The sequence below is a fragment of the Candidatus Caldatribacterium sp. SIUC1 genome (assembly GCF_051549785.1).
Classification (GTDB): Bacteria; Atribacterota; Atribacteria; order Atribacterales; family Caldatribacteriaceae; genus Caldatribacterium.
This window is the reverse complement of record NZ_CP189974.1, coordinates 1,583,108-1,595,600: the sequence shown is the minus strand read 5'-3', so window position 1 is coordinate 1,595,600 and position 12,493 is coordinate 1,583,108. Positions and strand designations below refer to the sequence as shown.

Below are 12,493 nucleotides of genomic sequence, written 5' to 3'. Positions count from 1 at the left end.
ACATGCCTCTTGAGGATATTCTGAGGCGTATTGAAGAAGAAACGGCGTCCCGAAAAGAGACCATCCTTGGGAATGCTCGGAAAGAAGCGGCCTTGCGGAAAGAAAGGGCAAAAGAAGCCTTGGAGAAAGAGGTGGCCGCATTTCTTGAAGGCAAAAAGCGTGAGGCTGAGCTCGAGGCACAGCGAATGATTGCAGAGGCGAGACTCTGGGGCAGGAATGAACTGGCTAAAGTCAAACAGGAAGCTTTGCAGATGCTCTGGAGGGAACTCGAAGCTCGTCTTCTTGCAGCCGTCGAAACAGAGTACGCATCCTGGTGGAAGGGTGTGCTCTCTCGTTCTGTGGAGAGCGGTGACGAGGAAGTGTGGATGTTCCCCGAGGAGGCGAGGCGCCTGGGGCCCCAGTTCGTGGAAGAGGTCAACAGGAGCCTGGGGTACCATCTCTCCTTTGGTGGAGTGCTTGAAGGCCAGAGTGGACGGGGCCTGCTCCTCAGAAAGGGCGGCGTGGCCGTTGACCTGAGCTTCCGCACGCTCCTTGAGGACTTCTTCCGGAGCAACGAACGTGATGTGCTCCTTGCGCTTTTCCAGGGTGTCGAGGTATGAGTGTGAGCAAGGATTACGCCTACCTCATCGGTCGGGTACGGGTGCTTGAGCGAAGCCTTCTGTACCCGAGGCTTCTTGAGGCACTTCTTCGTGCTGAGGACCTGGAACAGGCCCTTCGGGTGATGGCTGAGGTTCCTTACCTTGGTGAAGCCTTTCAGGGGATTCTCCCCACGCCCCAGACCATCGACAGGGTACTGACGGACCATTTCTTTGGCCTGGTGAGTGACTTTGCGAAGCAGCCGAGTGGTGAGGATGTCACCGCCTTCTTCCTTCTTTGGTTTGACGTAACGGCAGTGAAACTTGCGGTGAAGCATTTCATGGTGAAGAAACCCCTGGAAAAGACGTATCCTGCCTCTTTCGATGTCCGAAAAGTCCTTCGTTTCCTTGGTGGAGAAGTCGGTGAGTATTTCCCCGCCGCCCTGGCCCGGACGCTTCAGGAGGTCCAGGAGTTTCTCGAAGGCCATCCGGGGAATGCCCAGGGTGTGGAGTTCATCCTTGACCGCTTCTTTTTGCAGGAAGTGTACAGGCTCGCCGGGCGTGCCGAGGGCCCCCTCAGGAAGTGGTACCATGCGTTCCTTGTGTTTTCGCTTCTGCGGGGAGTTTTTCGTGCCCGTTACCAAGAGAGGAAGCCCGATGCCCTTCGTCTTTTATACTTTGAGAATACCCTTCTTGGGGAGAAGGAGTTCCTGGAGCTTGGTGTGCTTCCTGAGGACAAGGTTCCGGAGTACCTGCAGTACCTCGGTTTTGCCTTTGTTCTCCCTGAGGAGGGAGTGTTTCGCAATGACCCGTCCTACCTTGCGGAGATGGAGCGAAAAATGGACAACCATCTCCTCGTGTGGGTTCGCCAGTACCGGCGGGAAACTTTTGGCCCTGAGCCAGTTTTCGGTTTCCTCTTCGCCAAGTCCATCGATGTGAGGAATCTCCGCATCCTCCTTGAGGGGAAATACTTTGGCCTTGAAGGGGAGGTTCTCCGGCGGAAACTCCGGGAGTGTTACTATGAGTAGGGCGTATCTTGCTTTTGTTGGTGGGGAAGAGAGGACCCTGTGTTTCCGGGGCATGGGTTTTGATGTTTTCCCTGCCCGAACCCTTGAGGAACTCTCTGCGTTCCTTCCCACCTTGCGGAAGAACCAGTACGCCATCATCTTCACCGAGTGGCGGTTCTACGACGCCATCAAGGCCCACTTCGAGGACCTTCGCGGGGAGGCGCTGCCGGTCATCTGCGCCATTCCCACAAGCAGTGCTGAAGTGGGCAAAGGTGGGGATATTGTCCGAAGGCTTATCGAGATGGCCATTGGGAGTAGCATCATGATTCAGGGAGAGGAATAATCGCCATGAAGGACGTTCAGAGAGGAACCATTCTGAGTGTCAACGGTCCGGTGGTTGTGGCAGTCGGTCTTCCCGGGGCCAAGATGTACGACATGGTAAAGGTTGGTGAGAAGCGGCTGGTTGGAGAAATCATCGGCATCCGGGGAGACAAAGCGACGATTCAGGTGTACGAAGAAACGGCTGGCCTTCGTCCCGGAGAACCCGTCGAGTCGACTTACGAACCTTTGAGCGTTGAGCTCGGGCCGGGACTCATTGGGAGGATTTTTGACGGGACTCAGCGGCCGCTTGAGCTCATCCGGGAGAGGGCAGGCGATTTCATCGCCCGGGGAGTGGAGCTTCCGGCTCTTGATCGCTCAAAGAAGTGGGATTTCGAACCCCTGGTGACTTCGGGGACCGAGGTTGCATCGGGCGACATCCTAGGAATCGTCCAGGAATCAAAGACCATTGTCCATAAGATCATGGTTCCCCCGGGGGTATGGGGACGGGTTCGAGAAATCCAGGCAGGTTCCTTCACCGTGGAGGATGTCATTGCGGTTATTGAGCGGGGCGGGAAAGAAATCCCCGTGACTCTCATGCAGCGCTGGCCGGTGCGGACGCCCCGTCCATACCGCCGCAAGGTTGAGCTCGATGAGCCGCTCATTACAGGGCAACGGGTCATCGATACGTTCTTCCCCATCGCCAAGGGAGGCGTGGCCTGTATTCCGGGACCTTTTGGGAGTGGCAAGACGGTTGTGCAGCACCAGCTTGCCAAGTGGTCCGATGCGGACGTCATCGTCTTTATCGGGTGTGGAGAGCGGGGGAACGAGATGACCGATGTGCTCATCGAATTTCCCGAGCTCATCGACCCCTACACTGGAGAGCCGCTCATGCAGCGGACGGTTCTCATCGCCAACACGTCAAACATGCCTGTAGCTGCAAGGGAGGCATCTGTCTACACCGGTATCACCATTGCCGAGTACTTCCGGGACATGGGATACAGAGTTGCCCTTATGGCGGATTCCACGTCCCGGTGGGCGGAGGCCATGCGGGAAATTTCAGGGCGCCTTGAGGAAATGCCGGGAGACGAAGGCTTTCCGGCATACCTCGGAAGCCGTATCGCAAGCTTCTACGAGCGGGCCGGAAAGGTCCAGTGCCTTGGGAAAGACGGTCGTTTTGGTTCTCTCTCAGTGATCGGTGCCGTTTCCCCTCCGGGAGGCGACCTTTCAGAGCCTGTGACGCAGAACACCTTGCGTGTGGTGCAGGTCTTCTGGGGTCTTGAGGACCGTCTGGCGTACAAAAGGCATTTTCCGGCTATCAACTGGCTGATTAGCTACTCTCTCTACCTCAAGCACCTTGAGGAGTACTGGAGGAAAAACGTCGCCCCGGATTTCTCCGAGAACAGGGCTTTAGCAATGCGTATTCTCCAACAGGAGGCCGAGCTTGAGGAGATTGTGCGCCTTGTTGGCGTTGAATCCCTTTCGTTCCGGGAGCGATTCATCCTCGAGGTTGCCCGGTCGATTCGCGAGGACTTCCTCCAGCAAAATGCCTTCCACGAGGTGGACACCTTCACTTCACTCCGGAAGCAGTACCTTATGCTCCGGGTGATCCTCACCTATTACCGTGAGGGTATGAGGGCTCTGGAGCAAGGGCTGTCGCTCCGGGACGTTTTGAGTATCCCTGCTCGAGAGCGAATTGGGCGGATGAAGTACATTCCGGAGTCAGAACTTGAGCGAATTGAAAGGCTTGAGGAGGACATCAAAGAGGAACTCAGCGCAAAGCTCAGGGGTGAGGTCGAGAGCAATGTATAAGGAATTCACGACCATTTCCGAGGTGGCAGGACCTCTGCTCACCGTGGAGCAGGTTGAAGACGCTCGATACATGGAAATCGTGGAAATTGAGCTCCAGGATGGAACCCGGCGTCGGGGCCAGGTACTCATGACCAGCAGGGGCAAGGCTCTGGTGCAAGTTTTCGAGGGAACCGAGGGCATCGGTATCGGGCAGAGCAAGGTTCGGTTCTTAGGAAGGGTGATGGAACTCCCCGTTTCCCCGGATATTCTCGGGCGAATTTTCAGCGGCTCGGGAGTCCCCATAGACGGTGGACCGGAAATCGTCCCTGATGCCCGGCTTGATATCAACGGAAACCCGATAAACCCCGTTGCCCGAGACTACCCCACAGACTTCATCCAGACAGGCATCTCAGCCATCGACGGTTTGAACACCCTTGTGCGGGGACAAAAGCTTCCTATCTTCTCGGGTTCAGGGCTACCCCATGCCCGTCTGGCTGCCCAGATTGCCCGGCAGGCCCGGGTGCTGAGCGGGGAAGAGAAGTTTGCCGTTGTCTTCGGCGCATTGGGCATTACCTTCGAAGAGGCCAACTACTTTATCTCGGAGCTCCGCAACACGGGAGCCATAGAACGTTCCGTCCTCTTCGTCAACCTTGCCAGTGACCCGGCAGTGGAACGGATCATCACTCCCCGTATGGCGCTCACCGCTGCAGAGTTTCTGGCCTTTGAGCTTGACATGCACGTTCTCGTCATCCTCACGGACATGACCAACTACTGCGAGGCGCTTCGGGAAATCTCCGCTGCCCGTCGAGAAGTTCCGGGACGGCGAGGATACCCCGGGTACCTCTACACTGACCTAGCCACGATGTACGAGCGCGCGGGCCGAATTCGAGGGAAAAAGGGGTCCATTACGCAGATTCCCATTCTCACCATGCCCGAAGACGACAAGACCCATCCCATCCCTGACCTCACGGGGTACATTACCGAAGGGCAGATTATCCTGAGTCGCCAGCTCCACCGGAAGGGTATCTACCCTCCCATCGACGTTCTTCCGTCTCTGTCCCGGCTTCGGGACAAGGGCATCGGTCCGGGCAAAACGCGGGATGACCATGCCGATGTGGCGAACCAGCTTTTCGCCGCCTATGCCCGCGGGCGAGAGGCTGCAGAGCTTGCCACAATCCTCGGAGAGGCCTCTCTCACTGAACTCGACCGCCTTTACATGAAGTTCGCCGATCGGTTCGAGGAACGCTTCGTGCAACAGGGAGAGTATGAGAATCGCAGTATCGAAGAGACGCTGGAAATCGGCTGGGATCTTCTGCGCATGCTCCCGCGGGAGGAGCTCAAGCGTATCCGCGACGAGTACCTTGAGCGGTTCTACGGAAAAAGGCAGGAGAGGAGAGCCGAGGCTCCATGAGACTCAATGTCAATCCCAATCGCATGGAGCTCATGAAGCTCCGAAACCGCCTTGCGATGGCGAGGCGAGGGCACAAGCTCCTCAAAGACAAGCTTGACGCGCTCATTCAGGACTTCGTCCGAGTTGTGCGGGAGAATGCCAACCTCCGTCGGGAGATTGAGAGGGAAATCGTCAAGGCCTTTGAGGCGCAGAACATTGCCTCCCTCATGCTCTCTGAAGAAGACAAGGAGCTCGTTACCCTTGTGTCCCAGCAGCGACTGCTCCTTGAGGTTCGTACAAGGTACTTCACTGGGGTCCGGGTTCCCCACTTTGAGGTTCAGGTTGAAGGAGACCCGTACGCCTACGGCGTGGTGCACACTCCTGCAGAGCTCGATACAGCGTTCCGGTTGTTTTCCCGGGTGCTGCCCCTCATGATTCGCCTTGCCGAAGCCGAGAAAACCATTGAGCTTCTGGCCGTGGAGATTGAGAAAACCCGCCGTCGGGTGAACGCTCTGGAGTACGTGCTCATCCCCAACCTCGAGGAGACCATCAAGTACATTCAATTGAAGCTTGAGGAGCTCGCCCGTTCCGCCATCACGGGGATTATGCGGATTAAGGGGTCGATGTCGTAGTTGCGGATTGCGATCCTCTCAGATATCCACGGGAACTTTGACGCCCTGCAGGCGGTGGCGCAGGAACTCTCTCCGGACGACGAAGTCGTTGTTCTCGGAGACATTGTCGGATATGGCGCAGAGCCAGAACGCTGTGTGGAATGGGTACGGGAGAAAAGGGCAAGAGCTACCCTTGGGAATCACGAAGCCTGCATCCTCGGTCTCTTGCCCGTTTCCTGGTTCAACCCTTTTGCCGCTTCGGCCATTCTCTGGACCAGGGAGCATCTGGGTCCGGGGAGTCTTTCCTTCCTCGGAAACCTTCCACCCTTTTTTGAAGATTACGGGTGCCTCTTTGTCCACGGAAGCCCTCGTTCTCCTGTTGACGAGTACATCACTGACCCCTGGCAGGCCCGGGAGCTCTTCGAGGAACAGGGCTTCTCGGTGTGCTTTTTTGGTCACACCCATGTGGCTGAGGGATATGTGTGGGACGGGAAGAGAACAGAGCGCATTGTTTTTCTGGAGGGTGGGGAACTTTTGCTTGAGGAGGGCAAGAGGTACCTCGTAAACTGCGGAAGTGTGGGGCAGCCAAGGGACGGAAACCCAAAAGCGAGTTTCGGGCTCTTTTTCGTGGAAGAACGGCGGGTAGTCATTCAGCGAGTGGCGTACGACGTTCGCGCTGCAGCGCGTAAGATTCTCCTCGCCGGTCTTCCGGAAGTTCTGGCGTACCGTCTTGAAGTGGGAGGCTGAAAGTGGTACCTTTAGCCTAATAAAGGAAGGAAAGGAGGAGTGTCTGTGCGAAAGCTTTTTGCGGTTGTGCTCTGTGTCGGACTCCTTTTGAGCGGAGTAGCGTCTGCTCAGGAAACCATCCGTATTGGGGCAAACCTCGAAATGACTGGCGCTGTGGCAGCGTACGGTCAGATGATCTGGGAGGGTATTAACCTCATTCGGGAAATTGTCGGTGACACAGCCCTCGGGAAAAAAGTAGAGCTCGTCTTAGTTGACAACAAGAGCGATAAGGTCGAGGCAGCCAACGCCACCACGCGGCTCATCGACAAGGAAAACGTTGTGGCGATCATCGGCCCTGCCATAAGTGGCAGCATGCTTGCGGCGGGTCCAATATGTGAGGAAAAGCAGATCCCCATTATTTCTGCTACCGCGACCAACCCCCTCGTCACCCAGGGGAAGAAATTCGTTTTTCGTGCGTGCTTCCTCGATCCCTATCAAGCGGCGGCTGCGGCGCAATTTGCCCGCGAGGACCTGAAGGCGGAAACTGCGGCTATTCTCTCGGACATCGCCCAGGACTACTGCGTGGCTTTAGGGAACTTCTTTAAGGAGGAGTTTGAAAAGCGAGGCGGGAAGGTCATTGTTGAGCAGCACTGCAAAACCGGTGATCAGGACTTCTCGGCACAGCTCACCACCATCATCAACGCTAACCCCGACCTTCTCTATGTCCCCAACTACTACACGGAAATCGCCCTTATCTGCCGGCAGGCCAGAGACCTGGGGTATGAGGGAATCATTCTCTCCGCTGACGGAGCGGATGCTCCCGAACTCTTTAGTGTAGGAGGCGATGCTGTAGAGGGTCTGTACCATACCGCCATATGGGATGCCACGAGAGGCCTCAACGACATCGGTCAGAAGTACATCGACCTCTACAAAGAGAAATTCGGAAAGGATCCCAATATGTTCGGAGCCCTCGGGGCTGATGCGTATCTCATCCTTATCAACGCCATCGAACGCGCTGGATCCACTGATCCTGTGAAGATTCGGGAAGCCATTGAGGACACCGAAAATCTCGATGTGGTTACCGGAAAGGTGACCATCGAAAACGGGGATGCCTTAAAGCCTGTGGTTGTCAGGAAAGTTGAGGGTGGAAAGTTCGTCTTCGTGAAGACGGTGACTGTCGAGTGAACCGAAAAAGGGGCAGGATCAACCTGCCCCTTTTTCCCCGAGGTGCTATGAGCTGGGCAACCTTTTTCCAGCAACTCATGAATGGCATTTCAGTGGGAAGTCTTTACGCTCTTTTGGCCATTGGGTACACCCTTGTCTATGGTATCCTGGGCCTCATTAATTTCGCCCACAGCGATGTCTTCATGCTCGGGACATACTTTGCCTTCTTCATGATGGTCATTTTCCTTCTCCCCTGGTGGCTTTCGGTCCTCATAGGGGTGGCGCTCTGTGCCGTTGTGGGTATGAGTATTGAACGGGTGGCGTACCGTCCTCTCCGGAATGCCCCCCGGATATCGGCGCTCATCACCGCGGTGGGCGTTTCCTTCTTCATCGAGAATTTTGGTCTCGTAACGGTGGGTGCCCGACCCAAGGGTTTCCCACGACCAGACCTTATGAAAAACGTCTACGTCCTCCTTGGAGCCCGCATTCAGGGTGTGACCTTTTGGGTCCCCGTCATCAGCATCCTCATTCTTTTCGTTCTCTTCTACATTGTGTATCGGACGAAAATCGGCATAGCCATGCGGGCTGTTTCCCGGGATATGGAAACAACGCGTCTCATGGGGGTCGATGTCGACCGGATTATCCTCTACACTTTTGCTCTGGGTTCAGCTTTGGCCGGGATTGGAGGGGTGCTCTGGGCGTGCAAGTACCCCCAGATTAATCCTCTCATGGGCATTTTCCCTGGATGGAAGGCCTTTACCGCTGCGGTCGTGGGTGGCGTCGGGAACGTGGTTGGGGCAATGCTTGGGGGATTCATCATTGGCCTCGCAGAAATCCTGATCGTGGCCTTTTTCCCAGGTCTTACGGGGTACCGGGATGCCTTTGTCTTCACCATCCTCATTGTTTTTCTCCTTGTTCGCCCTGGTGGCCTCATGGGTGAGGCGGTGAGGGAGAAGGTATGACGGTGGAAAAGATTTCAGCGCGCTGTCGCCTCTTCCTCACGGTGTTTCTTTTCGGTCTCCTCGTGCTTGGTGTGGTTCTGGCTGAAAGATACCTCAACGCTTATCTCATTCGAATTCTCAACACTGCCTGCATTTACGTCGTTGCGGCGGTGGCGTACAATCTCGTGAACGGTGTCACCGGTCAGTTCTCCCTGGGGCCCAACGCCTTCATGGCCATTGGGGGGTACACGGTGGCCCTGCTCATGCTTCCTCTGGCCCAGAAGAAGGAGGTGTACTTCCTTCAGCCTCTAATCTGGCCTTTGAACGCCTTTTCCTTTCCTCCCTCGCTGTTTATCGTGGCGCTTTTTCTTGGGGGGCTTCTGGCAGCGCTCTTTGCGTTGCTCATCGGTATTCCCACGCTTCGCCTGCGGGGGGATTACCTGGCCATAGCAACCTTTGGTTTTGGAGAAATCGTGATTGTTCTGGCCAATAACCTCATTCCAATCACCAATGGTGCTCTTGGGATTAAGGGAATTCCTGAGTATACGAATCTGTGGTGGACGGCGAACTGGGCTTTCTGGACGGTTTTTGTGGTGAAAAATCTGGTGAACTCAAGTTTTGGCCGGGCTCTGAAGGCCATCCGGGAGAACGAGATTGCCGCTGAGGCCATGGGAGTGAACCTCTTTCGCCACAAACTCCTGGCCTTTGTGCTCAGCGGCTTTTTTGCTGGAGTTGCGGGAGGGCTTTTTGTCACCCTCATCAGTACGGTCTCGCCCACGCTCTTCACCTTCAGTATGACCTTTAATCTCCTTATCATCATCGTTCTTGGAGGCCTTGGAAGTATCACGGGATCAACGGTAACCGCAATCCTCTTTGCTTTTCTCCAGGAGCTACTGCGGGAGGTTGAGGCTCCTCACACCATTGGTTCCTGGACCTTTCCCGGAATCCCCGGGATGCGGATGGTGGTCTTCTCGGTTATCCTCGTGGTCCTCATGATTTTCTACCGGAGAGGGCTTTTTGGGCAGAGAGAGCTCTCTTTTGAGGACGTGTTGTGTTTGCTTTTTGGGAGGAAGGCCCGTGCCTGAGCGAGAAGAAGTTCTCCGGATCGACCGTGTGACCATCGCTTTCGGAGGGCTTGTGGCGGTGAACGACTTCTCTCTCACCCTCTGGGAAGGGGACCTTGTGGGACTCATTGGACCGAACGGGGCGGGAAAGACCACGGTCTTCAACATCGTGAGCGGTCAGTATCTCCCCACCCGTGGTCGGGTCTTCTTCTACGGGAAGGACATTACCGGCCTCTCCCCGGACCGTGTCACCGCTTTGGGCATCGCCCGGACATTCCAGAATATTCGCCTTTTCGGGCATTTGAGCGTTCTCGAGAACGTTCTCGTCTCGTTCCACGTCCGTTTTCCCCATTCTTTCCTCGAAACCATGCTTTCCCTCCCTGCCACATGGCGTACAGAGGAGAAGCTCCACCAGGAGGCGTACGCGCTCCTTGAGGCAGTAGGGCTTGCGGATGTGGCTCATGAGGAGGCTCAGGCTCTGCCCTACGGGGAACAGCGGCGTCTGGAGATTGCCCGAGCGCTGGCAACGAGGCCGAAGCTCCTCCTTCTTGACGAGCCTGCAGCGGGAATGAATCCCCAGGAGACCCTTGAACTCATGCGGTTTATCGAGCAAATTCGCCGGGATTTCGGGCTGACCATTCTCCTCATTGAGCACGATATGAAGGTCGTTATGGGCATCTGTGAGCGGGTGGCGGTTATGGATTTTGGGCTCAAGATCGCCGAGGGGACGCCGGAGGAAATCCAGAAAGACCCGCGGGTGATCGAGGCGTATCTGGGGGTCCAGAGTGCATGAGAAGCGATGCCGTGCTCCAGATTGAGAATCTCCACGTCTTCTACGGGGGAATCCACGCCCTGAAGGGTGTGAGCCTCTTCGTCCCCCGGGGGACGATCGTGGCCCTTATCGGCGCCAACGGTGCCGGGAAGAGCACGACTCTGAGAACTATCTCCGGGCTTGTCCGGCCAAGGGAAGGGAGGATTCTCTTTGAAGGGCAGGACATCACTGAGGAATCACCCCATCGCATTGTGGAGATGGGCATCGCTATGGTTCCCGAAGGACGCCGGATTTTCCCGAATCTCACCGTCATGGAGAATCTCCTCCTTGGTGCCTACACGCGCCGGGACCACCAGAGTTTGAAGAGGGATCTCGAATGGGTGTTTTCGCTTTTCCCCCGCCTGAGGGAACGAACCTGGCAGAAAGGAGGAACCCTGAGCGGGGGCGAGCAACAGATGCTGGCCGTTGCCAGGGCCTTGATGTCTCGCCCCAGACTCCTCATGATGGATGAGCCCTCACTGGGTCTTGCGCCTTTGCTTGTTCGGGAGATCTTCCATATCGTCCAGGAACTGCTCCAAAGCGGGGTGACCATTCTCCTTATTGAGCAGAACGCAAGGGCGGCCCTGGAGATTGCTCATTATGCCTACGTGCTAGAAACGGGACGCGTTACCTTGGAAGGAGAGGGGAAAAGGCTTCTTGAGGATGAGCGAGTGCGAAAGGCCTACCTTGGGGAGGAGTAGGAGGTCGAGAGTATGGAAGCCCGTGGAGAATACCGGGACAAGGGTATGGAAGAAGTATGTCGAACTCCTTTTGCCGAGAGGATTGCCCGCTGGCCCTGGATTCTCGACAAAAGAGTCCGGAACCGATACCTTACAAAAGACGAGGAAGAGGCGTACCTTGCTCAGCTTGTGTGCTTGAAGTGCGGCAAGCCCTGTGGCGGGTCGTGTGAGGGTTAGTGGTTTTCCCGGTGCCCCGGAGTAGGCACCCCTTCCCTGGATGCGCTCTCCTGTGCTATTTTGAGGACCTCCTGGAGAGGTAAGCCTGTCTGAGCAGCGATTTTTTTGCAGTCTTCGTATTCAGGGAGAATCACCACCCTCCCGTGTTTTGTGACCGCCTTTCCCCGAACGGTTCCCCAGGGGGTGGGAATCTCCGTCGCCGTCCTGGGGAGCACCCATTTGGTGACTTCATACTCCCGAATGCCCAGAGTGGTCGTCTCCTCGAAGATAATCGTTCGCAGAAGGGGCGCAAGGGAAAGGGGCGAGAGCACGGACAGGGTGAAAGCAGGGCGCTGCTTTTTCATGTAAATGGGTGTAACGAAGACATCGAGGGCTCCGGCCTGAAAAAGGCGCTCGGTCAGGTACTCCAGAATCTGCGGTGACATATCGTCGATGTTGGTCTCAAGGAGAACGTTCCTTTCGGGAATCGCCCTTTCCTCCCTTTCGCCGAGAATCACTCGGAGGACATTGGGAACCTCGAGGTCCTGCATTCCTGCCCCGTACCCCACCTCCTGAACCACAAGGGAGGGACATGGCCCAAAGGACTGTGCAAGAGAAGACACAAGGGCTGCTCCCGTGGGCGTGGTGAGTTCCCCCTCCAGAGTCCCGGTATACACCGGAACGCCCCGTAAGAGCTCTAGGGTGGCCGGAGCGGGGACGGGGAGAACTCCATGAGCGGTGTGGATGAATCCCCTTCCCGTGGGGACCGGTGAAGCGTACACCGCCTGTACCCCGAGAAGGTCAAGGGCGTACAGGGTCCCGACAATGTCCACTAAGGTGTCTCCTCCTCCGATTTCATGGAGGTGCACTTCATCTGGCGGAAGGCCGTGGATTTTCCCTTCAACCTCGGCGATTCTCCAAAGAATCTTCAGGGCCTTCTCCCTCAGGGCTTCAGGGAGGGGGCTCCCAGTGAGGAGGTCAAAGAGGTCTCTGGCCCTTCGCTCCTTTGGGGGATTAGGTTCAGAAACCACCACCTGGGTCGCTACAATTCCCTTTCTGTGCACCTTTCTGATGTCCACGGCAAAAGACAGGGGGAGGAACTCGTGGAGTGAGGCGACAAAGGAGGGGACGTCGATGCCCCCAAGATCAAGGAGTGCTCCAAGGAACATGTCCCCGCTTATACCCGAAAAGCAGTCAAG

The 12,493-nt window shown here is 56.4% G+C and carries 14 protein-coding genes; 13 read left to right on the top strand and 1 reads right to left on the bottom strand.

Annotated elements, in window-relative coordinates; genetic code table 11:
• Positions 1-2: 2 nt before the first annotated feature.
• Genes ACP6EK_RS08335 through ACP6EK_RS08275 form a run of 13 tightly spaced genes read left to right on the top strand, consistent with a single transcriptional unit; the run spans position 3 to position 11,315 of the window.
• Positions 3-599, top strand: coding sequence for a V-type ATP synthase subunit E (locus ACP6EK_RS08335; RefSeq protein ID WP_438315238.1), 597 nt, complete (start codon positions 3-5; stop codon positions 597-599).
• Positions 596-1,603, top strand: a complete 1,008-nt coding sequence (locus tag ACP6EK_RS08330) for a V-type ATPase subunit (protein ID WP_438315236.1) — start codon at positions 596-598, stop codon at positions 1,601-1,603. The genes ACP6EK_RS08335 and ACP6EK_RS08330 overlap by 4 nt, the downstream gene beginning before the upstream one ends.
• Complete coding sequence (locus tag ACP6EK_RS08325) at positions 1,596-1,925, top strand: V-type ATP synthase subunit F (protein ID WP_438315234.1); 330 nt, start codon at positions 1,596-1,598, stop codon at positions 1,923-1,925. Before ACP6EK_RS08330 ends, ACP6EK_RS08325 begins: the two co-directional genes overlap by 8 nt.
• 5 nt (positions 1,926-1,930) lie before the next feature.
• Positions 1,931-3,712 carry a V-type ATP synthase subunit A gene (locus tag ACP6EK_RS08320; RefSeq protein ID WP_438315231.1) on the top strand — a complete coding sequence of 594 codons (1,782 nt, stop codon included), beginning with the start codon at positions 1,931-1,933 and terminating at the stop codon, positions 3,710-3,712.
• Positions 3,705-5,102 carry a V-type ATP synthase subunit B gene (locus ACP6EK_RS08315; RefSeq protein ID WP_438315228.1) on the top strand — a complete coding sequence of 466 codons (1,398 nt, stop codon included), beginning with the start codon at positions 3,705-3,707 and terminating at the stop codon, positions 5,100-5,102. Before ACP6EK_RS08320 ends, ACP6EK_RS08315 begins: the two co-directional genes overlap by 8 nt.
• The gene (locus ACP6EK_RS08310; RefSeq protein WP_017889116.1) at positions 5,099-5,713 is read left to right on the top strand and encodes a V-type ATP synthase subunit D; all 615 of its coding nucleotides are present in this window, start codon (positions 5,099-5,101) and stop codon (positions 5,711-5,713) included. Before ACP6EK_RS08315 ends, ACP6EK_RS08310 begins: the two co-directional genes overlap by 4 nt.
• Complete coding sequence (locus ACP6EK_RS08305; RefSeq protein ID WP_438315225.1) at positions 5,714-6,439, top strand: metallophosphoesterase family protein; 726 nt, start codon at positions 5,714-5,716, stop codon at positions 6,437-6,439. It begins immediately after the preceding gene.
• Positions 6,440-6,484: 45 nt separating this feature from the next.
• On the top strand, positions 6,485-7,603 hold the full coding sequence (locus ACP6EK_RS08300; RefSeq protein WP_438315222.1) for an ABC transporter substrate-binding protein: 1,119 nt from the start codon (positions 6,485-6,487) through the stop codon (positions 7,601-7,603).
• Between the two features lie 47 nt (positions 7,604-7,650).
• On the top strand, positions 7,651-8,544 hold the full coding sequence (locus tag ACP6EK_RS08295; protein ID WP_438315219.1) for a branched-chain amino acid ABC transporter permease: 894 nt from the start codon (positions 7,651-7,653) through the stop codon (positions 8,542-8,544).
• A complete protein-coding gene (locus tag ACP6EK_RS08290) occupies positions 8,541-9,608 on the top strand; it encodes a branched-chain amino acid ABC transporter permease (protein ID WP_438315216.1) in 1,068 nt (355 codons plus the stop codon). Before ACP6EK_RS08295 ends, ACP6EK_RS08290 begins: the two co-directional genes overlap by 4 nt.
• Positions 9,601-10,380: an ABC transporter ATP-binding protein gene (locus ACP6EK_RS08285; protein WP_438315213.1), complete on the top strand. Its 780-nt coding sequence runs from the start codon at positions 9,601-9,603 to the stop codon at positions 10,378-10,380. Before ACP6EK_RS08290 ends, ACP6EK_RS08285 begins: the two co-directional genes overlap by 8 nt.
• A complete protein-coding gene (locus tag ACP6EK_RS08280) occupies positions 10,377-11,099 on the top strand; it encodes an ABC transporter ATP-binding protein (protein ID WP_438315210.1) in 723 nt (240 codons plus the stop codon). The genes ACP6EK_RS08285 and ACP6EK_RS08280 overlap by 4 nt, the downstream gene beginning before the upstream one ends.
• 12 nt (positions 11,100-11,111) lie before the next feature.
• Positions 11,112-11,315, top strand: coding sequence for a hypothetical protein (locus tag ACP6EK_RS08275; RefSeq protein ID WP_438315208.1), 204 nt, complete (start codon positions 11,112-11,114; stop codon positions 11,313-11,315).
• On the opposite strand, the gene larC is transcribed toward ACP6EK_RS08275, so the two are convergent.
• Positions 11,312-12,463: a nickel pincer cofactor biosynthesis protein LarC gene (larC, locus tag ACP6EK_RS08270; RefSeq protein ID WP_438315205.1), complete on the bottom strand. Its 1,152-nt coding sequence runs from the start codon at positions 12,461-12,463 to the stop codon at positions 11,312-11,314. The genes ACP6EK_RS08275 and larC overlap by 4 nt on opposite strands.
• Between the last annotated feature and the right edge of the window lie 30 nt (positions 12,464-12,493).

What these genes read in the sequence shown, in the direction of transcription:
- ACP6EK_RS08335 (WP_438315238.1), top strand. Translation starts at nt 3, where the DNA reads ATGCCTCTTGAGGATATTCTGAGGCGTATTGAAGAAGAAACGGCGTCC.
- ACP6EK_RS08330 (WP_438315236.1), top strand. Translation starts at nt 596, where the DNA reads ATGAGTGTGAGCAAGGATTACGCCTACCTCATCGGTCGGGTACGGGTG.
- ACP6EK_RS08325 (WP_438315234.1), top strand. Translation starts at nt 1,596, where the DNA reads ATGAGTAGGGCGTATCTTGCTTTTGTTGGTGGGGAAGAGAGGACCCTG.
- ACP6EK_RS08320 (WP_438315231.1), top strand. Translation starts at nt 1,931, where the DNA reads ATGAAGGACGTTCAGAGAGGAACCATTCTGAGTGTCAACGGTCCGGTG.
- ACP6EK_RS08315 (WP_438315228.1), top strand. Translation starts at nt 3,705, where the DNA reads ATGTATAAGGAATTCACGACCATTTCCGAGGTGGCAGGACCTCTGCTC.
- ACP6EK_RS08310 (WP_017889116.1), top strand. Translation starts at nt 5,099, where the DNA reads ATGAGACTCAATGTCAATCCCAATCGCATGGAGCTCATGAAGCTCCGA.
- ACP6EK_RS08295 (WP_438315219.1), top strand. Translation starts at nt 7,651, where the DNA reads ATGAGCTGGGCAACCTTTTTCCAGCAACTCATGAATGGCATTTCAGTG.
- ACP6EK_RS08290 (WP_438315216.1), top strand. Translation starts at nt 8,541, where the DNA reads ATGACGGTGGAAAAGATTTCAGCGCGCTGTCGCCTCTTCCTCACGGTG.
- ACP6EK_RS08280 (WP_438315210.1), top strand. Translation starts at nt 10,377, where the DNA reads ATGAGAAGCGATGCCGTGCTCCAGATTGAGAATCTCCACGTCTTCTAC.
- ACP6EK_RS08275 (WP_438315208.1), top strand. Translation starts at nt 11,112, where the DNA reads ATGGAAGCCCGTGGAGAATACCGGGACAAGGGTATGGAAGAAGTATGT.
- larC (WP_438315205.1), bottom strand. Translation starts at nt 12,463, where the DNA reads ATGTTCCTTGGAGCACTCCTTGATCTTGGGGGCATCGACGTCCCCTCC.